Source organism: Streptococcus sp. LMAG:39 (genome assembly GCF_008680485.1).
GTDB lineage: Bacteria > Bacillota > Bacilli > Lactobacillales > Streptococcaceae > Streptococcus > Streptococcus pasteurianus.
In genome coordinates this window covers 1,342,871-1,363,508 of sequence record NZ_NALE01000001.1, presented here as the reverse complement: position 1 = coordinate 1,363,508, position 20,638 = coordinate 1,342,871, and the positions used below count along the sequence as shown (strand labels likewise).

The window sequence follows — 20,638 nt, the reverse complement described above, 5'->3', positions numbered from 1 at the left end:
GGAAGCTAGGAGTTTGCCCAGCTACCTTTAGATTATAAGAAAGTAACTTCTTCCCCGTTTTCTTTAACTGCGTAGCTTAACTCTTTTAAATTAATTTGGGCTTCCGCAACCACACTGCTACCTTGATTACGGCGAGTGATTACAAGCGTATTTTCATCTAATATCTCTACATCAATACTGCCATCAAGGTCAAAAGCAGCTGATTGATTTCGAAAAGTAAAGAGTTTGAGCAAAGCTTGAACTACTGGGCGTCGGACTTCTTCAGCAATTTCTTCATTCGTGTAATAATGACGATTGATGTTGCGGCCTTCTTTTGTTTTTTCTAACAAATCAAGATCATTTTTTCCTGCTAAAAATCCAACATAATAAACTTGTGGAATACCCGGGGCAAAAACCTGAATCAAGCGTGCTAAGAAATATTTCTTGTCATCATCACCAAGTGCAGAATAATAAGTCGAATTAATCTGATAAATATCGAGATTATTGTATTCAGCAGATGAGTATTTACGTTTGACATTAGCACCAACTTTATAAAGTTCACTGGAGGTATAATCAATTTCATCATCTGTCAAAATATCTTTGACATCAACCACACCAATTCCATCATGTGTATCAAGCGTTGTAAATTGCTTCATCGGCGACATTTTCAACCATTTTGCCAAACGGTCAACTTTTCTGCTATATAGGCTATAAAGCGTCACCATTGGAAGTGCAAAATCATAGACATAATAGTCATGCTCAGCAATCTTAAACTGGATTGAATAGTGCTCATGAATTTCTGGAAGCAATTCTGTGCCAGATTCCGCTGCAATGCTACGCACTTTATCAAGTAATTCCCAAATGTCTGGCTCCACAAAGAAATCATTGGTATCCAATTTCTTAACTGCATAAGCAAATGCATCTAGACGAATGAGGTCACATCCATTTTCTGCTAGGTGTTTGATGGTTTTTCGAATGAAATCTATGGTCACTTCTTTTGTCACGTCAAGGTCAATTTGTTCCTCACCAAATGTATTCCACAAATGCTCAACCGAACCATCTGTAAAATGAATTTCTTGTTTTGGTGCGCGGTCTTTACGCTTGTAAATCAAGTCCACATCAACTTGTGTCGGACGATTTTCTGGCCAAAATTTATCCCAGTTAAGAAACATATCCTTGTAAGCACTAGCTTCGTGTTTTTCTTGATAATCTTTGTAATATTTTGATTGACGAGAAATATGGTTAATCATGAAATCAAACATAAGATAATAGTTTTCACCCAAGCCTTTCACATCATCCCAAGTACCAAATGTAGAATCTACCTCATCATAATCGACAGGGGCAAAACCACGGTCACCAGTTGACGGAAAGAATGGCAATAGATGGATACCACCAACTGCCTCCCCGAAATACTTATCAAGATTTTGTTTAAGTTCTTTTAAATTTTTACCCAGACTATCCGAGTAAGTGATTAACATTGTTTTATTTTGAATTCCCATAGTTATTCCTTTATTTTATTTTCATCATTTATATTGTGATATCGTTGAACTCGGGCTACGGGCTTGGTGAAAAAGATGAGCCTCCTTGTGCCTTAATGACACCGTGTCACTTCCTTATTTTTTCACTGTCCCCGCTATACGCCTTATATATTACGACGTGAGAAAACAAAATCGATAATATTTTGTTTTCGAGCTAGTAAGGTGGTTAGCTAAGCCGCAATAGCGGTTAGCGTTAGTTGATGAGTTGCTTTAGCAACCATCAACTATACCAAGTTAAGTTGAACACGACCTACGAGCAGTGCAAAAAAGATAATTTTTTCCTAGAACGTACACGTTCTTCGTCAAAATTCCTATTTTTGCTACGCTCGCTATACGGCCTCTGTATCCTTACTTCACTGCGCCATTGCTCATTCCTGAGATGATGTGTTTTTGGAAGATAAGATAAACAATTGTGATGGTAATAATACCGACGATATATGAGGCAAAGCTTGGTCCGTAATCGCTGAGGTATTGTCCTGTGTAGTTGTATTGGAAAAGCGGCAATGACCATGACTCTGAAGATTTATTCAACATTAAGAGGGGGAGCATAAAGTCATTCCAGAACCAAAGGGCATTAATAATCAAAGTTGTGGCATGCATTGGTTTTAACATTGGAAAGACCACTTTGCGGTATGTGGTAAATTTATCAGCTCCGTCAATTTCAGCAGCTTCATCCAAACTTTCAGGAACACTTAGCTTAATGTAACCAACATACAAGAATAAAGTTTGTGGTACAGCATAAGTCAGATACAAGATAATCAAGCCCCAAATATTTGTCAAACCAAGTCGGCTCATCATAACTGTGATTGGAATCATGATAACTTGAAATGGCACGAAAATTCCCAAAATTAGCAAGCTATACATGATGTTAAAAGCGCGTTTTTTGCTCATGTTACGCGCAATTGAATAGGCTGCCGCAGGAATAAATAGGGTTACCAAAATCACCGAAACAACTGTAATAATCGTTGAATTCCAGAAATAATGTCCAATACCGTCAGCCAACAAGCGTGTGTAGTTACTCAAGGTGACAGGATTTGGAAAAGCAAAGAAATGTTGCATGATATCTTTAGTCGTCTTAAATGAACTAAAGACTGTTGCTAGCAATGGAATCAAAATCAAAATTGATCCCATGACTAAGAGCACATATTTCCAAAAAGTATGATAACGTTCTTCTTTTTTCATATTTCACTCCATTTATACTTCGAAACGACTTGATAATTTCAATTGCAACACTGATACCAAAACAATAATAGCAAAGAGAATCAAGGCAATGGCGTTAGCATAACCATATTGGTTACTTGAAAAGGCGTAATTGTAAACCAAAAGCCCAATTGAAGTTGTTGAATTGCTTGGTCCACCACCAGTCAAAGCAAAGATCTGGTCAAAAGCTGTCAAACCAGCTTTAAGCGCCATGATAAAGACCATTGAAATACTTGGCAACAAATATGGCAATTCAATATTCCAGAACGTTTGTTTGCTATTTGCACCATCAATTGCTGCTGCTTCTGTGATTTCACTTGGGATAGTTTGAAGCCCTGAGAGGAAAAGGATAATTGGCATTGCGACACCTTGCCATAGCATGACAAAAATTGCTGCAAAAATGGCGCCGCCAGATGTCCCTAGAAGACTTGTTTTCAAGAATTCAATGTTCAAAACTTCACCAATGGCAGGTAATCCATAGTTAAATACTTGTTTGAAAATCAAAGATACTGTTAACCCTGATAAAACAGCTGGGAAAAAGAACCACGCTCTAAAAAAAGTTTGTCCTTTGATTTTAGCATTCAAAGCTCGCGCTACCCAGATACCAATGACAATTTCTCCCACAATTAAAGCAAGAGTTAAAATTAAGGTAAACCCAAGCGCCTTAAAGAATTTGCTATCAGTCATCAAAATTTTATAGTTATTAATCCCTACAAAATCAAAATTATAAGTCAAGCCAGTCCAGTTCGTAAAACTATAAAAAGCTCCCTGAAACATTGGAAAATAGAAGAAAATAGCTTGTAACATTAAAGGAATAATCAGAAATGTCCAGCCCCAATACTTATTTAAAAATTTTCGCATTCTATTCTCCTCCTATTTATTTACGTCAGCTTTCATTGGATTGAAGAATGCATTTAACTCACTAACATATTGATCAGTATCTTGATTCAAAACATAGTTAGCTGTCAAACTAAAGAAATCATCTTCGCTTGTCCAATTTTCACCAAGCCAAACATAGTGTTTATCTGTAAATGCTAGCTGATAAAGCGGAGCAAGTGGAGAATTGTCATCTTCAACCACACCCTCTACAGACACTGGCGAACCATCAACATCATAATATTTTTGCATAGCCTCAGCTGACGCCATATAAGAAATAAATTTTTCACATTCTTTTTTGTGCTTTGTTGATGATGAAATTGATAGCGCCAAATCTCCCGCTCCAACTGTAGCTTCTTGACCAGTTTTTTCACCAGGAAAGGCAAATGTTGAAATTTCAAAATCAGGATCTTGTTGTTTAATCGCCGCTAATACCCATGAACCACCTGGTATCATCAAGGCTTCTTCAGTCGCAAATGCCACAACAGAATCGTTGTAAGAAGCACCTTCCCAATTACTTTGCTGGTTCCCCTTATCAGCAAGCAAATCCAAACGAGTTAGAACTTCCTTAACTTCATTATCAGAAGTTGAGATAGAATTAACGGGAGAAAAACGAAGGTAATCATTTGCCTTATCACCACTACCAGTCACGCTAATGTAAGCCAGTTGATGATAACCATTTAAAGTCCAACCTTCACTACCAGCAAGCGCAAATGGTGTTTCACCGTCAGCCTTGATTTGTTTTACCAAAGTTGCAAATTCATCCCAAGTTTCTGGAACTTTGAGTCCTAATTCGTCAAATTTTGTTTTATTAAAGTAAATTCCTGAAACATTGGCTGATAAAGGCACGCTATAAATTTTTCCATTTACTGCATAGTTTTCTGCATAGTTATTTTTGATATTCTCAAGATAAGACTTACCTGTCATATCTTCAAAATAACCAGCTTTTGCCCACTCTTTAAAATCCACATTCTGAGGATAAATGTTAATGACATCTGGGACGTCACCTGCAAGCATACGTGTTTTTAGAACTGTTCCAGGACCTGGAACATTTGTCATTTTAACGTGGATGTTAGGATTTTCTGCTTCAAAATCCTTAATGATTTCTTTTAACGTATCCGCCATTTCTCTCTTTTGATTGAAATATTCAATAGTTACCTTGCCAGCAGCCGATGTGTCATCCTCTTTTGAACACGCCGTCAATATTAAACCAGCAGCGGTAGCTAAAGCTACTATGCCAGCAGCTATCAATTGTTTACGCCATTTCATTGAAAACCTCCTTATTGTTTCACAAAATAGTATTGTTTGCTGAGATAGTCACCTTGTGGGAGAGTTACGGTCAAACCTGCATACATGAGTTCAGCCCCGGAGAAAACTTGTCCTGTTTCTTGTAAGCGATAGGTATCTGCTTCCTCTAAACCTTTCAGTTTGAGCGTCGTTTCAATTGTTTCAATCATTGAAAGTGTGCGAACGTAAGTTACAACGACTTTATCTTCATAGACAAATTGCACAGCCGCTTCATTTGCGCCTTGTTCTGGATTGATAAGACGATAATGCTTCCCAAATTGGACAACTGGACGAATATCTTTGTAGTGAGAAACCTGAGTAGCAATCACTTCTTTGTCACTTTCTGGTAGGCTTGTCAAATCAAGTTCGTAGCCAAGATTTCCCATCATAGCAACATTTCCACGTGTTTCAATTGGTGTTGTGCGTCCCATTTGGTGATTTGGGCTTGCTGAAACATGGGAACCCATAGAGATAGTTGGGTACAGATAGCTTGAACCATATTGAATTTGCAAACGAGAAATGGCATCTGTATTATCACTAGCCCAAACTTGTGGGAAATAGCGCATCATACCAAGGTCATTTCGACCACCGCCACCTGAGCAAGATTCAAAGAGAATGTTACTATGCTTTTCTGTCAAATAAGACACCAAATCATACAAGCCTAGCATGTAAGCATGAGATTGCATTTGGGTCGCAAGATAAGTATCACCATTTCCGATATTTGTGATGTTACGGTTATAATCCCATTTAACATAATCAATAGCATTTTCTGTCAAGATTTCATCGATAGCTAATTTAATATAAGCTACCACATCAGGGTTGGCAAGGTTAAGTACTAATTGATTACGAGAATAAGTATGAGCACGACCCTCAGCTTGAATAGCCCAATCTGGATGCGCACGATAAAGGTCACTATCAACAGAAATCATTTCTGGTTCAAACCACAAACCAAATTTCAAACCTTTGGCATGCACTTCAGCAATCAAGTCATTCAAAGGTCCACCGAGTTTTTCTTCGTTGACAACCCAGTCACCAAGCGCACGATTATCATCAAATCGATTACCAAACCAACCGTCATCAAGAACAAAAAGCTCGATACCAAGTTTGCTTGCTTCGTCAGCTAAATCAAGCAATTTTTCTTTTTTGAAATTAAAATAAGTCGCTTCCCAATTATTGATAAGAATCGGACGCTCAACATGAGCAAATTGTTTTGGCATGATATGATTTTGCACAAACAATTGACTTTCTTGGCTCAAGTGTGTCAAACCTTTTGCCGAATAAGTCATCAAAGCCACTGGCGTTTCAAAACTATCACCTGCTGCTAATTGCCAAGCAAAGTTATCATCATTAATACCAATCCCTAAGCGAACTTCATTCAATTGATTTTTTTGAACAAAAGCTTGAAAATTACCACTATAAAGCAGTTGCAAAGCAAGGGCACTGCCAGCATCCTCCGTCGCTGTCCTATCACACAAAATCACAGCTGGAGTCTGAGCATGACCTGAAGCACCGCGATTTGAAGCAACTGTGAAAATACCTTGTTCAACTTTTTGACGACGAACCGTTTTTTCACGTGCATAAGCACCTTGCAATGTCACCACATCATAATCAGAAGCTGGCACATCAAGCATGGTTGACAAAGCACGATTGATAACAACTGCTTTATCTGATAAATTTCGAACCTCAGCATGAGTTGAAATAGTGCTGCAATCAGCATAAGCAGTGTAGTAAAGTTTTAATTCTAGCGAAGCGACTTTGTCTTCAAGTGTCAAAACTAAAGTTTCGGCATCTTCTGTTGAATGTGGATTAGGTAATCCTGTTGCTTCTTTTGCACCATGTAAAATCTCACTAGATGTTAACTTAAATTGTGTCAATTCGTTATTAGCGTGTGCTATTTTTAGAGATGGTTGTCGGAAATCTCCGAACCCGTGAACGCCAAAAACTTGGCGTTGGGTATCATAACTAAAGGTGCGGTTATCTGGAGTTGGATTTCCTGAAAAAGCGTGGTCCTTCTCCAAAATAGCGTTTGAGCCGTGGTATTTGGCGATTTTGCCTCCAATATGACGAAGAAGCAAATCCCCTTCTTTATTTTCTATAATCATTGACATCTCTTTACTTTGAATGTAAAAAAGATTTCCTTCGATGCGAATTCCCATGATAATTCCTCCCTTTGTTTACTAAAATTTTACCATCATTTATTTACCTCTTGAATGGTATCATGTTGGGCAAATATGGTAAAATGTTGTTTATAAAGGAGTTGATACTTTGAATATTCTAAATACCTACAACGAATTTGGCACGAATAATTTTGACCTGAACGTCGACCATTATGGTGCTGAGATTTGTGATAAAAACTACTCTTTTGGACCTACTGTTAGGGATAACTACGTCCTTCATTTCATTGTTGATGGCAAGGGAACTTTCAAAATTGATGGCACAACGACCGAACTTAAAACAGGTGATATGTTCATTTTGCCAAAAGGAAAAGTGACCTTCTACCAAGCTGATAGCAAGCACCCTTGGACTTATCTTTGGGTTGGATTTAGTGGCTCAAAGGCTGAAAGTATTTTAAGTAAAACTCAGCTACTAGAGCAATACTTCTGTCATTCAACACTTAAGTCCAGGGTTCTTGATCAAATCGTCAAATTAACTCAATTTCGCGATCAAAAACTTGATGACGTGACTGAACTCCAACTGATTGCTGAACTTTACAAACTACTTGCTTACCTAATAGAAGAATCTCCCAGTAAAGCAATTTCTGATGGTAGTATTCTTATTCAAAATTATATTAGACAAACTAAAAAAATAATTCATTCACAATATGGAACTTCTTTAAAAGTGGGAGAAATTGCTGATAAACTCAATCTCAACCGCAGCTACCTCTACAAGATTTTCAAAGAAGAAACTGGCTATTCGATCAAAGATTATATCATCCAAGTCCGCATGAAAAAAAGTGCTGATTTACTTACCAACACTACTTTTCATATCTCAGAAGTCGCAAACGCCGTAGGCTTCACGGATGGTCTCACATTCAGCAAAGCCTTCAAAAAATACTTCAACCAAAGCCCAAGCAATTACCGCAAAACACTAAAAAATTAAGCAAAAAGCGTTAGGATTTTCTTACCTAACGTTTTTTTACAACACCCAAAATCCCCAAGGGACTAAGCTCTTGGGGGTGAAATGAAATATATAACTAATCGACTTTAACAAGTCTGACGTTATCGATGTTTAACCATTTGTTAGCAGAGGCATTGACGTAAATGCCGATTTCACATTGTCCGTTTGTGATTTGGATGTTATCAATCGTGTACATTTTGAGTCTTTTAGGGAGATGTTTTGCTCACTGCCGCCATAGTTTTTGATATAAAGCTGAGCAGTCTCAAGGCTAGTGTCCCTCATGGTGTCAATGCTTAATTTGTAAGTACCTGAGCTGAGGTTGCTAATCGTTTGATAAATGGAACTTTTTTGTTATAACGCTCGCTGATATTATCCATATTTTCAGAGAGTTCTGCTAATGTGCCATGCCAATATGGGGAATAGGAAATGCCGACAATATCAAAATCAACGGATTGATTGGTAATTTCATCAAGCCACCATTGGAAAGTTGCTTTGTCACCACCGTCTGCTAAATGGATCATGATAGGTGTTATTACTTGTCTGCGTATCTTTCACAGCTTGAACACCAGATTTTAGGAAAGTTGCTAGGCGAGTGAATTCTTGACCATCACCACCCCAGCTTTTCTAGAATAGGTTAGGCAAAATAAGACATTACGAAGGCTACGGCACCTTCTGGGTCACGTGTTAATTTAATGTATTCAGCACCTTTTGTAGCTGCTAACTTAATACCAAGCGCATCCGTATCTTTCTTAATATCTTCGTAGAATGAATTAACTTGCGGAGCAAGTACAATCATGTCAAAATCTTTCATAATCTCATAATGTGAACCGTAAGCACCTGCTGACGCTGTGATGTTTGCACCTGTGGCAGCGGCACCTTCAGTAAGAGCATTAGCAAGCATAGCACTTGTACCAGCACCAGCACAAAGGACCAAAACGTTGATTGGTTTGTCAGTTGTGACTTTAACAGCTGGTTTTTCCTCAACAACTTTTTCAGCTGCAGCTTTTACTGGAGTTGCACTTTCAGCAGCAGTTTCTTGCGCAGCAATTTCAGCTTCTTCTTCAAGAAGTGATGCATCATAAGCTTTAATGAACGGGAAGTAGATAATCGCATCAACAGCGATTAAAACAAGGACAAGAACAACAGCTAGAAGGCTAACGCCTGTACCAAGAATAAGTCCGATTGGCGCTGGTGTTGCCCAAGGAAGAACATACATGAAGCTATTCATCTGAAGCACATCAACAAAGAATTTGAAAATCCAAACGTTGGCAATTGGTGCCAAAAGGAATGGAACAAAGAAATAAGGGTTAAGAATAATTGGTGTTGCAAAAAGCAAAGGTTCGTTAACGGCGAAGCTGACTGGGATAAATGAAGCTTTACCAACAGCTTTCAATTGTTTTGATTTGGCAAATAGCAAGAAGAGATATGGAACGACAAGTGTTGCACCAGTACCACCCATAGTACCAACGAAGTTACCAAGACCAACAGTCAAAACGTTTGAAGCATGTTCACCAGCTTTGAATAATTGAAGATTCGTTTCAACATTAGCATAGATAATAGCTGCGATAGCTGGCTCTACGATTGACGGACCATGCACACCAACGAACCAGAAGAGCGCCATAGCACCCCAGATAATAGCAATTCCAAGATAACCGTCTGCTGCTGTAAACAATGGTTGAAGAAGTGTAATAACAGCTTCTGCAAATGATGCTCCAAAGAAATAACGAATGATAGTATCAATGATAACAGCTGCAAATACGGCAAATGAGAATGGGAAGATATCACGGAATGTTTGCGAAATCGTTCCTGGTACTTCTTTTGGCATCTTGATAGTGATGTCACGAATAACACAGAATTTGTAAACATTAACAGTGATAAAGGCGGCTACAAAGGCGGCGAGGATACCTTTTGTCCCCATATAACCACTAGCAAAACCACCGTCAAGCTCATCAGCACTCAACATCAAGAAGCTGACAATTGAGGCAAGCATAACAGAAACCGCATTGATTTTCTTATTACCTGGCATCTTACGGTTAACAGATTCTGCCAAGCAACGTGCAGTTGTTGCTGAAACCAGAAGCGCAACGACACCCATTGAGTAGTTATAAATCTTCCAAAGCCAATTTGAGAAATCTTCTGGCAAAGTCACTCCGAACACATCTGGAATCGATGCAATCAAGATAAAGATACTAGAAAAGAGAATCGCTGGCATTGCCGCAAGGAAACCATCACGAATGGCACCTAAATAAATGTTACGAGAAACTTTTTCAAAAAAAGGTTTCCCTTTTTCAATTTGTTGAATGAGTTTGTTCATGATACAACTCCCTAAGAACCTAGGCTTGGCTAGTCATCTCTAATACGTCTTAAGGGTAAGCAAGACCTGTCAGAAATGACTATTGAGAATAAGGATACTCACTGAAAATCGAAGTCAGGCTAGGCGATGCTGATACAGATTAAACTGAAGTTCATCAAATCAAGTCAACAACGCCTGCATTTGATTTTCAAAGAGTGTAAGATTTTACCAAGCCATGTTCCGTCCTTTCTTTTTTCAAAAATTAGCGATTTTTATATAATTCAATAAAATCCGTAATGAGGTCACGTAGCAACAAGGTTGTCATCAAGTGGTCTTGACCGTGAACAAAGATGAAACCAAGTTCCAAATCTTCACCGCCTGCTTCTTGTGCTAACAATTGTGTTTGAGCATTGTGAGCTTTAGCCAAATTTTCGTCAGCATCTTTAATCGCTTTATCAACATTATCAAAGTTGCCAGAGCGAACTTCCTTAAGCAATTGAAGAAGTGTGCTCCTTGCATCACCTGAGTAAGCCACAATTTCAAAACCTAACATTTGTAATTCTTTTTTATCCATTTTCTAAATCTCCTATTCTACAATTTTTGTATCGCTAATGTGTTTATACCAGTAAGCTGACGCTTTTGGATAACGTTTTTGTGTTTCAAAATCCACATAGAACAAACCATAGCGTTTATTATAACCATTTGACCATGAGAACAAATCCATCAATGACCAAAGGAAATAACCTTTAACATTAACCCCAGCATCAATTGCTTTGGCAAGAGATTGCAGGTAAACTTTCAAATAATCAATACGCGGTTGATCTATGATGATACCATCGTCAAATTCATCTTTATAGCCCATACCATTTTCTGTGATATAGATTTTATTGTAATGTGGGTAATCTGCTTTGATACGAAGAAGCAAGTCATACAGACCTTCTGGATAGATAATCCAATCCCAGTCCGTTCTTGGAATACCTTCTTTGTAAATGCGTTCGCCAATACCTTTAACTTTGTAAACAGATGTTCCTTTGTCACCTGTACCGTTGTGATGAATGGCATTTTCGCCATTGTAGGCTTTAACAAAGTGACATTGGTAATGATTGATACCAAGATAATCGTTGCGGTGACTGGCTTTTTTCATTTCCTCAAAGTCACTATCAAGGAAATCGTAGCTGGCATTGTTAGCTGCGCAGATTTCGTTAAGCGCTTCCATTGTTTCGTTTGAATAATAACCTAAATAAGTTGCATCCAGTAAAAATCGAATAGAAAGAGCATCATCTAAGAAAGCAGCATGTTTATCTTCTTTACTATCTGTTGCTGGGTATTTTGTTTCAAGAGAATGTACCACACCGATTTCACCTTGGTAGCCACCATCTTTGAACAAATTAACCACACGCGCATGCGCATACATCATATTGTGCAGACATTGAATGACTTTTGACAGGTCATATTTGATTCCTGGTGGGAAAATACCAAGCAAATATTGGTTGGTTGCTACTGGGTAAATTTCATTGAATGTACTCCAATGACGAACTTCTGTAAATTCTTCAAAACAGAATTTTGCATAGTTAACAAAAGCTTCAATCGTATCACGGTTTAAAAAATCACCATTGTCAAACAAAACTTTTGGCGTGTCAAAGTGATGAAGCGTGACAAAGGCTGTGATGTTACGTTTTTGACATTCCGCAAACACTTTGTGGTAATAATCAACTCCTTCTTGGTTGACCTCACCAGTACCATTTGGGAAGATACGGCTCCAAGCAATGGATAACCGAAGTCCGTTGACACCAAATTTTTCACAAAGTTCAATATCTTGTGGGTATTGATGATAAAAATCACTAGCAGGGTCTGGACTGAAACGCCCTTGTTCTGCTAAGAAATCATCCCAAGCTACTGGACCTTTACCGCCTTCTTTAGTAGCTCCTTCAACTTGGTAGGCTGCTGTTGCACCACCAAAAATAAAATCTTCTGGTAATTGATACATAATTTTCTCCTTATTTCAATAAGCGTTGAATGTGAATCACAAGGTAAACACGTTCACTACGCGATAAATCTATTTTTAATTCTTGTCCAATCAAATCATAAATGGCTTGCCCAATTTGATAGGCTTTCGGATAATCTGTTTTCACATATTCTTCCAAATTAATCAACGATGCATTGTCTTGCTGGTTCATCTGCAATCGATTAATAAGGTAGGTTAAATGAATCATCAAACGGTCGTAAAGATTACTATTTTCTGTGCTCCGCTTGATATTATTTTTTGCCAATTTGTCCTCAATCAAAGCTAGTACTTTTTTAGTTGCATCCTCTTTGTTATTATCAGAAACTTCGTAATCACCTTTAGCATTAATGAAATGCAGAGCCATTCGTCCGACTTCATCATCTGGAAAAGTTACTGACAACTTTTGACCTAAAATAACAACAGCTTCTTGCGCCATTTGAAACTCGGTAACATACGCCGCTGAAATATCTGGTAAATGACTTTCCTGATAAGCTCCCTTTAAAAGCTTTTGATATACCGAATAAACGTGGTCGGTAAGGGTTACATACAGGTATTCCTGAACCGGAAAATGATATTTGGCTACCAAATCATCAATCATATTATAAGTCACCGTTAGAATATCAAGCGGAATATTTTTCAAAAGGGTTAAAAAATTTTCTTTGGATTCCTCTGTTTTCAAAAGGAAAACTTTCTCGACTTTGCTTGGAGTGATTAAATCACCTTTTTTCTTTTGAAAGACTATCCCTAGCCCCATGACAACGGCTTGTTCATCCTGCTCATTTTTTACCAGAGCAACATTATTGTTGAGCGCTTGTACAATCCGAAACATTCTACTCTCCTCACGTGGTTCCTAGACAAATAAAAAAACCACAAACAAACTAGAATTTTCCCTCCTAGATCATTTGCGGTCTTGCCTAATGTCTTAGTTACAATCCACTCTATTAATTTCTACGGTTATAATATAACACACAACTTTAATTTTGTAAACCCTTTCTTTGTATTTTTTTGTTTATTTTAAACAAATTCAAAAAATCGTAATATCAAAGGATTTTTCACTCATTTCGCCACTCGCCACAAAAGTCACTTGGCGTTTATCTTCTAAAATATCACTTTCATCAAGTGACGTTGACAAGCCGCTCCACGGCTCTAGAGCAATAAAAGGACTCTTATTGACGGTTGACCATAAAATCAAATTTGGAAAATCTTCAAAATCCAAACGCAATCCTTTTTCGTGTTTATGAGATTTCAAAGAAACGCTGCGTGAAGCTAATTTATCCAAAGTAACAACGTCTTTGGCAAACAAAGCATAATCCAAATTTAGAATGTTTTGCTTTTCCAAAAAAGGCGTACGCTTGTTCACATCAAGAAGCCCTGTTTCTGGAAACGATTCTGGAACAGTACAAGTTTCCTCTTTTTCAAATTCGAGATAATAATCTTCATAACATTCATCAGCAAGCAATGGGCAATTAAACCCAGGGTGCCCACCAATAAAGTAAGGCATAGCCTTTTCTGTCTCACGATTGGTCACTTGGTAACTTGTTTTAATCGTCTTTCCAGTCAAAGTGTAAATGATTTTCAACTCAAAATCATAAGGATAATTTGCCAACATTTCCGCATCAGGGGTGATTGAAAAAGCAAGGCTATTTTCAGATAATGGTTCATAAGTAAAAGTCTTCTTACGCACCAAACCATGTCGCGGTATCACACCTGTAAAATGGGGACGGCTACTAGGACGATAAATAGCTTCATCATCACGTAAGCTCCCACAAATCGGAAATAATACTGGTGCTTGTGAACTCCAATACTCTGGATTTCCTTGCCACAAATATTCGACGCCGTCTTTATCTTTTATGGATGACAAAGCACCACCAAATTCCTTAAACTGAACTGTTAAGAAATCATTTTTTAATTCAATAACCATTATTTTCTCCTAAATAAAATGAGAATGAACAGCTTCATAACTGCCATTCTCATCACGCGTAAAAACAAAATAATAAAAGAAGTTTTAGTGAGTTAGATTAGATGTATTACTATTTGGCTTCTTGATAAGCTTGATTACGTTTTTTCATTTCTCCTTTATACCAGAAGAAGAGTAACGTGTAAACAACTAAAGCAATTGCTGCATAAAGAACGTAAGTCAAATCACCAGTTGAAGCTTTACCAACAAAGAATGCCAAGAATTTTTCAATTGGACCTTCCATTGTTGTATGAGAAATCATGGTCGAAGCATCTAAACCACTTGGAAAGGCACCCACTTTTTTAGCAGTTTCTGTGATAAATGGTGCAATCAACGTTCCTGACCACAAGAATAGCGGTAATTCAATAGCACCAATGACAATCATGCGGATTAATTTACCACGTGTCACAACTAGCAAAGCTGGAGTAACCCCCATCGCAATAATACCTGCGAGCGGTAATAATTTATTTCCTGGTAAAACAATTGCTTCTAACAACATAATTGGAGCTAAAATATTAGCGGCAGCCCATACTTCTGCACGACCTGCAATGAATGGCCAGTCCAAACCAATATTTAATGTGCGTCCTTGTAATTTTGAAGAAGCAAAGTCAGTAATACCTTGAGAAAGTGGTTCAACAGAAGCGATAAACCATGATCCAATCAATGAGAACAATTCCAAGCAGACAGCTGCTGTAAAAGCTAAAGAAGCAATTTCTGTTGGTGTTTGACCTGCTAATAGGCCAACAAAGATTCCTAAATAAATACCAATTGCAAATTTTGAACCCCAGAAACCAATTTTAGCATTTAATTTAGCAGCATCGAAGTCATATTTATCAAGCCAAGGGAAAAGCTTGTCAAAAATTTTATCGAATACCATAATAATTGGATTCATCATGTAGTTCATGTGAGTTGTTGTCATCGGATTTTCATCACCAGCACCCAATAAATCATTAAAAGTAGGTTTCATAAGGTCTGAATTGATAATTTTTAAAATACCGATAAAAATAACCAAAATCGTTGCAATCATGAGGTTTGCTCCACTATAAATAGCAAACAAGCCAACAATTGATAAGTGCCAAATATCGAAAATATCAACATCAAGCGTATTGGTTTTATTCAATACCAACATAATGATATTTACAATGACCATTACCATCAAAAAATATAGGGTATAAGGTGAGCCCCAAGTGATAGTTGCCAACGGTGCCCAACCAACGTCAGTGATATTTAATTCCAAACCAGTTCGGGCAACAAAGTCAGCCATAGCACCCGAAAATGCCGTTGACAAGATATTGATAATTGCGCTAATACCTGTTAAGGCAATTCCTAGTTTAATACCGCCTTCTAATGCTCTAGTGAATTTCACTTTAAAGAAGAGGGCAATGACAGTCAGGATGATTGTCATTAACGGAGCGGCGCCAAGATCAATAATTGGTTGGAAAATCGTATTTGCAAAGTCGATAATTACATTCATTTCATCTCTTACCTTTCTTTCGAAAGCGCTTTAATTTATTTGTTTAAGCTATTAATAACGTCTTCCATTTTCTTATAAACAGGTTCTGCCATTGCTGGAATACGATAAAGAATAGCACCAGCATCAACAACTGGAAGCTTAACATCAAAACCTAAATCAGTCTTAGAAATTTGTGCAAAGATGTCATAATGCGATAACAATTCTTCATTAATATCTTTAATCATAACAGCATCACACGACACTTGATAACCACGTTTAGTCAATTCTGTTTCTAGGGCGTTTTTAATTTGATGGCTTGAGTTAACCCCGGCTCCACACGCTGCTAAAATTTTAATCATGAGAAATTCCTCCTTAAAAATTATTTTTCAAAAATTGATAAATTCTTTCTGTATTTTCAGAATTAAAAAATTTAATTAATGCTTCCTTATCTTGTCTATTAATAAAATCCATTATTGCTGCCAATAAACCAGCTTGCTCTTTTTCTTCATTGTTTAAAATCATGAACAAAAATGAAACCTCTAGTTTTTCATCTGGCAAAATCATATTATGAAATGTTATCGCATGTTCCAGTTTAACTGGAACAATACGAGTAACATTTACAAACTGACTTTCTGTATGTGGAATAGCAATATTAGGAAGACTCGAATCAATTGGACTTAACGGTAAGGCAGTCGGATAATTTTCCTCTCTATCGATTAAATTATCCAAGTATTCTTCTGTTACAAGAGCTTTTTCAAATAATTTCTGAGCAATTTCTTTAAAAACACTTTTTTGATCTTGTTGTTCAGATATATATACCGTATCTTCTGCAAATAATTGAGTCATTTAATCACCTTCTTACACTTTCTCAGTCCAAGAGCTAGCTGTTTTGGCAAGGACTTCATTAAGTTCTTCAATGTTTTTACGTCCTTGTGTTCTTAACCAATCACGGGCTGCTGCTTCGCCTTCTTCGATATACACTTGTACAGAGCCAGCCCAAGTAGCACGTCCACAAAGGACACCGTTGAATTTTGCACCTGACTCAGCCGCAAATACCAACGTTTCTTGGAAAAGTTTTGCTGAAACACCCGCGCTAAGATAGATATATGGCAAATGACTTGCTGCTTCTTGATCTTTGAAAGCTTTAGCGGCTTCTTCTTTAGTGTAAACCACTTCACCTTCCGCAAAACCTTCAACATATGTCATGTTGACAGGGACTTCAACCTTGAGCACATCAATACCAAAGCGGGCATCAGAGAAAACTTTCATGGCTTCGTTAACTTTGTGAGGTTTTACTTTGGCAAAGGCTGCGCTTGTATTGTCAGAGATACTTTCATCATAAGTTAAGATTTCAAGGAAGAATGGCACATCTTCAGCTTTACACTCTGCACCAATGCGTTCGATATAAGCTTGTTTTTGAAGATTAACGTATTCGTCACCATCAACGTCATAATAAAGCAAGAATTTCACTGCATCAGCTCCCGCTTCTTTAAGACGTTTAGCTGACCATTCTACCAAACAATCTGGTAAACGACTTGTTGTTGTCGCATCGTAACCTGTTTTTTCATAAGCTAACAAGAGACCTGAATCCGCATCACGAACCTTACTTGCTGGCAAACCATACTCAGGGTCAAGAAGAATAGATGACGCATACGGTGTCAATTCTTCTGAAACCAGGGCTTTCAATTGTTCGATTTGTTCAACACTTGGTTCTTCTGTTTGATAGTTTGCCATCATGCGTTTAAGTGCTCCTCGTTGGTCAAATGCCAAAGCAGAAATCACGCCATCACGACTAAGCTTTTCAAGCAAGTTACGTTTTTCTTGTGTTAATACCATGTTTTCTTATACCTCTTCTACCTGAATCTGATTAAATAAGTTTTCGTAATTTGTCATATTGACATGACCTGTCATTTTTTCTTGAGCATTTAGCATGCCGAGGGCATTCGCATGACGTAAGAAATCTTTGTCGGAAAGATTATGAACAATCGCTGACGCAATACCAGCCACCGTTGAATCACCAGAACCAACAGGATTGACCACATTGATTTTTGGAATGATAACACGGTAATAGTGGTCACCATGTTTCGCAAAAGCTCCTTTGCTGCCTAGTGAAACAACCACCCAATCAATCCCTGCAAACAAATCATCTTGCAAGATTTGTTTTAACTCATCCACATCATCGCTCACTTCTCTTCCAACAAGTTGTGATAATTCTTCTGTGTTTGGCTTGATAACAAACGGTTTATCATTACCTGTTAAAACAGCTTCCAAAGCCTTACCAGAACAATCTAGCACTACTTTTTTGCCTTGGGAATTAGCAAGTCCAATGACTTTTTGATAATAATCGCTTTCAAGCCCCGCTGGAAGGCTACCCGAAATTGTGATGACATCATAAGACGGGCAAAGGTAACGAAAATGATTAAGAAAACCATCTGCCTCATCTTGGTCAATCATCGGACCTGCTTCCAAAACTTCTGTCTGCAAGCCTTCATGCAAAATCGCAATGCAATTGCGGGTTTCCCCATGAATCGGAAAGAAACGATGTTGGATACCATTTTGGTCAAGCCTACTTGTTAAAAAGTCACCTAGCTTTCCACCGATAAAACCTGTCGCAGTCACATTATCGCCAATTTCTGACAATACACGTGTGACGTTCAAACCCTTACCACCTGCTGTTTTTTTAACCTCGGAAACACGATTGACCGTATCCAAAGTTAGCTCATCAAGCGGATAAGAAATATCAATTGACGGATTCAATGTTACAGTAAGAATCATCTGATTTTCTCCTAATCCTGATATTCGCCACGATTCCATTTTTCAAGAAATTCATCAAAGAAATCTGGTGATGTTTGGTCCTCATTGACCGTTTCGACTTGTGCAATTTTTTCAATCAAAGCTTTATTTTCTGCTGTTGGTTTGTATTCAGCTTTGATAAATGCTTCAATAATGTCGCACATGAGTAATTCACCTGTGATTTTACCACCAAAACCGATGACATTAGCATTTAATTCTTCTTTGGCGTAAATCGCTGTTGTCATGTCGCGAACCAAAGCTGAGCGAATACCTGGAACTTTGTTGACAGAGTTGTTGATTCCAACACCTGTTCCACAAATACAAACACCTAGGTCTGCTTGACCGCTTGTCACCGCTTCACCGACTTTTTTACCAAAGATAGGATAATGTGTGCGTGTGTGGTCATATGTTCCACAATCAATAACCTCATAACCTTTTGATTTCAAGAAATCTGACACTGCCATTTTTTCTGTTGTTACGATATGGTCACATCCAATTGCAATTTTCATTTTATCTTCCTCGCTCCTAACACATTTTATTCAACATATCAACACGGATTTGGTGACGACCACCGTCATAGTGACCTTCCAAGAACCCTTTGGCAATATTTTTAGCTAATTCAACACCGACAATTTCTGCCCCCATAGTAATCATACGAGCATTGTTGTGAGCACGTGTCATGTAAGCAGAGCGTTCATCTGAAACTTCCGCTGCGACCATCCCTTTGATTTTAGTTGCTGTCATAAAGCTACCAGCACCATAAGCATCAATCATAATGCCAAGATTGCCTTCAGCCGCATTGACACCCGCTGCAACAGCAAGCGTATTATCAACAAAATCTTTAGTCACATCTGTCACATCATTAACATCATAATCATTTGCAAGCAAGTATTCTTTGATAATATTTTTCAAAGTTTCACCTGCGGCATCTGAACCAAGAATAACTGTCATTTTAACACCTCAAAATTCTTCTTTTATCTAGATAATTTTTAAAAACGTTTTTTTATATTTATATAATAAAACCAAAACAAACATTTGTCAACACATTTGTTTAATATTTTTTGTTTTGTTTGTTGTTTTATGTTTACCAATAATGTAATTATATCCACAAAACTAATGATAACATCAGAGTTATCAGCTTTATTACAGTTTTATTTCGTAGTGTTTCTTTTTTTCTTATTTGTTGAGTTCGTCTATTTTTTATGATAATATGGAAGTAAGATATCATTTATTATGCAAATGGAAAGGAGATTATTATGCTAAAAAAAGAACGCCTCCAGTGGATTCTTGAAAAAGTCAATGTCAAAGGCATCATTACCGTTAATGATGTCATTAAAGAGCTTGGCGTTTCAGATATGACTGTCAGACGAGACTTGGATGAGCTTGATAAAGACGGCTTACTTATCCGCATCCACGGTGGTGCACAGAGCATTGATAGCCCAAAAATCAGAAGTAAACACGAAAAATCAAACACTGAAAAACAAGAACTTCAAATTGAAGAAAAACGTGCTATCGCTAAATTCGCTAGTCAGCTTGTTCAAGAAGGAGAAACAATTTTTATTGGACCAGGAACGACACTCGAACATTTTGCAAGTGAACTCGTCGCCAAAAATATTCGAGTTATTACAAACAGTTTGCCTGTTTTTAACATTTTAAATGAAAATAAAAACACCGATTTAATCTTAACTGGTGGAGAATATCGTGATATTACAGGCGCTTTTGTCGGATCTTTGACTGCCAACTACCTCCAAAACCTAAAATTCTCAAAGGCTTTTGTGAGTGCCAATGGTGTATTTGGTGATTCTATTGCCACATATAGTGAGAGTGAAGGAGAAATTCAACGTATCGCACTTGATAACGCCATTGAAACATTCTTGCTCGTTGACCATGAAAAATTCGACAAATACGACTTTTACGATTTCTATCGCATTAGCGATATCAATCATCTGGTAACCGATTCTGCTATTACCAGCGACACCAAAGAAAAATTCGGTCCACTAACCGATATTATCGTTGCCACAGACTGATTTTAGTCACAAAGAAACTGCTTATCCCCTGATAAACAGCTTTTTTATGAATTTATCAATCAACAAAAAATCCCTACACTTGCTGGTGTAGGGATTTTTATATTGTATTCTAG

The 20,638-nt window shown here is 37.6% G+C and carries 19 protein-coding genes and 1 pseudogene; 2 read left to right on the top strand and 18 right to left on the bottom strand.

Going from position 1 to position 20,638, the window contains the following annotated elements; genetic code table 11:
- Positions 1 to 32 precede the first annotated feature (32 nt).
- The 5 genes from gtfA to CCC20_RS06965 form a co-directional block, all read right to left on the bottom strand.
- Positions 33 to 1,478, bottom strand: coding sequence for a sucrose phosphorylase (gtfA, locus tag CCC20_RS06985; protein ID WP_058692683.1), 1,446 nt, complete (start codon positions 1,476 to 1,478; stop codon positions 33 to 35).
- Between the two features lie 387 nt (positions 1,479 to 1,865).
- Entirely contained in the window at positions 1,866 to 2,699 is an 834-nt protein-coding gene (locus CCC20_RS06980; RefSeq protein WP_058692682.1) for a carbohydrate ABC transporter permease, read from the bottom strand.
- Positions 2,700 to 2,711: 12 nt separating this feature from the next.
- On the bottom strand, positions 2,712 to 3,578 hold the full coding sequence (locus CCC20_RS06975) for a carbohydrate ABC transporter permease (RefSeq protein WP_009853329.1): 867 nt from the start codon (positions 3,576 to 3,578) through the stop codon (positions 2,712 to 2,714).
- Between the two features lie 12 nt (positions 3,579 to 3,590).
- Complete coding sequence (locus CCC20_RS06970; RefSeq protein WP_058692681.1) at positions 3,591 to 4,862, bottom strand: extracellular solute-binding protein; 1,272 nt, start codon at positions 4,860 to 4,862, stop codon at positions 3,591 to 3,593.
- An 11-nt stretch (positions 4,863 to 4,873) separates the two neighbouring features.
- Positions 4,874 to 7,036, bottom strand: a complete 2,163-nt coding sequence (locus CCC20_RS06965; protein WP_058692680.1) for an alpha-galactosidase — start codon at positions 7,034 to 7,036, stop codon at positions 4,874 to 4,876.
- A 109-nt stretch (positions 7,037 to 7,145) separates the two neighbouring features.
- Between CCC20_RS06965 and CCC20_RS06960 the strand changes: the two genes are divergently transcribed.
- Entirely contained in the window at positions 7,146 to 7,979 is an 834-nt protein-coding gene (locus tag CCC20_RS06960) for an AraC family transcriptional regulator (protein WP_058692679.1), read from the top strand.
- Positions 7,980 to 8,338: 359 nt separating this feature from the next.
- Here the strand turns inward: CCC20_RS06960 and CCC20_RS11495 are convergent.
- The 13 genes and pseudogenes from CCC20_RS11495 to lacA all read right to left on the bottom strand — a co-directional run.
- Positions 8,339 to 8,621: pseudogene (locus CCC20_RS11495) on the bottom strand (glycosyl hydrolase 53 family protein); the annotation flags it as partial.
- A gap of 10 nt (positions 8,622 to 8,631) precedes the next feature.
- Positions 8,632 to 10,311, bottom strand: a complete 1,680-nt coding sequence (locus CCC20_RS06950; RefSeq protein WP_058692677.1) for a PTS lactose transporter subunit IIBC — start codon at positions 10,309 to 10,311, stop codon at positions 8,632 to 8,634.
- A gap of 241 nt (positions 10,312 to 10,552) precedes the next feature.
- Complete coding sequence (locus CCC20_RS06945) at positions 10,553 to 10,864, bottom strand: PTS sugar transporter subunit IIA (protein WP_003063087.1); 312 nt, start codon at positions 10,862 to 10,864, stop codon at positions 10,553 to 10,555.
- A gap of 12 nt (positions 10,865 to 10,876) precedes the next feature.
- Positions 10,877 to 12,277, bottom strand: a complete 1,401-nt coding sequence (gene lacG / locus CCC20_RS06940) for a 6-phospho-beta-galactosidase (protein WP_003063084.1) — start codon at positions 12,275 to 12,277, stop codon at positions 10,877 to 10,879.
- Between the two features lie 10 nt (positions 12,278 to 12,287).
- A complete protein-coding gene (locus CCC20_RS06935) occupies positions 12,288 to 13,124 on the bottom strand; it encodes a PRD domain-containing protein (RefSeq protein ID WP_117575441.1) in 837 nt (278 codons plus the stop codon).
- Positions 13,125 to 13,319: 195 nt separating this feature from the next.
- A complete protein-coding gene (locus CCC20_RS06930; protein ID WP_003063081.1) occupies positions 13,320 to 14,216 on the bottom strand; it encodes an aldose 1-epimerase family protein in 897 nt (298 codons plus the stop codon).
- A gap of 109 nt (positions 14,217 to 14,325) precedes the next feature.
- Positions 14,326 to 15,726, bottom strand: a complete 1,401-nt coding sequence (locus tag CCC20_RS06925) for a PTS galactitol transporter subunit IIC (RefSeq protein ID WP_003063078.1) — start codon at positions 15,724 to 15,726, stop codon at positions 14,326 to 14,328.
- Between the two features lie 35 nt (positions 15,727 to 15,761).
- The gene (locus CCC20_RS06920; RefSeq protein WP_003063077.1) at positions 15,762 to 16,064 is read right to left on the bottom strand and encodes a PTS sugar transporter subunit IIB; all 303 of its coding nucleotides are present in this window, start codon (positions 16,062 to 16,064) and stop codon (positions 15,762 to 15,764) included.
- Positions 16,065 to 16,077: 13 nt separating this feature from the next.
- The gene (locus CCC20_RS06915) at positions 16,078 to 16,551 is read right to left on the bottom strand and encodes a PTS sugar transporter subunit IIA (RefSeq protein WP_287179751.1); all 474 of its coding nucleotides are present in this window, start codon (positions 16,549 to 16,551) and stop codon (positions 16,078 to 16,080) included.
- A 12-nt stretch (positions 16,552 to 16,563) separates the two neighbouring features.
- Positions 16,564 to 17,541 (bottom strand): tagatose-bisphosphate aldolase, encoded by a 978-nt coding sequence (gene lacD / locus CCC20_RS06910; protein ID WP_287179749.1) that lies wholly within the window; start codon positions 17,539 to 17,541, stop codon positions 16,564 to 16,566.
- A 6-nt stretch (positions 17,542 to 17,547) separates the two neighbouring features.
- Positions 17,548 to 18,480 carry a tagatose-6-phosphate kinase gene (locus tag CCC20_RS06905; protein WP_003063073.1) on the bottom strand — a complete coding sequence of 311 codons (933 nt, stop codon included), beginning with the start codon at positions 18,478 to 18,480 and terminating at the stop codon, positions 17,548 to 17,550.
- A gap of 11 nt (positions 18,481 to 18,491) precedes the next feature.
- Positions 18,492 to 19,007, bottom strand: a complete 516-nt coding sequence (gene lacB, locus CCC20_RS06900) for a galactose-6-phosphate isomerase subunit LacB (RefSeq protein WP_003063071.1) — start codon at positions 19,005 to 19,007, stop codon at positions 18,492 to 18,494.
- A 16-nt stretch (positions 19,008 to 19,023) separates the two neighbouring features.
- Positions 19,024 to 19,449, bottom strand: coding sequence for a galactose-6-phosphate isomerase subunit LacA (gene lacA, locus CCC20_RS06895; protein WP_013851430.1), 426 nt, complete (start codon positions 19,447 to 19,449; stop codon positions 19,024 to 19,026).
- 305 nt (positions 19,450 to 19,754) lie between these two features.
- On the opposite strand from lacA, the gene CCC20_RS06890 reads away from it, so the two are divergent.
- Complete coding sequence (locus tag CCC20_RS06890) at positions 19,755 to 20,525, top strand: DeoR/GlpR family DNA-binding transcription regulator (protein ID WP_013851429.1); 771 nt, start codon at positions 19,755 to 19,757, stop codon at positions 20,523 to 20,525.
- Positions 20,526 to 20,638: the final 113 nt, after the last annotated feature.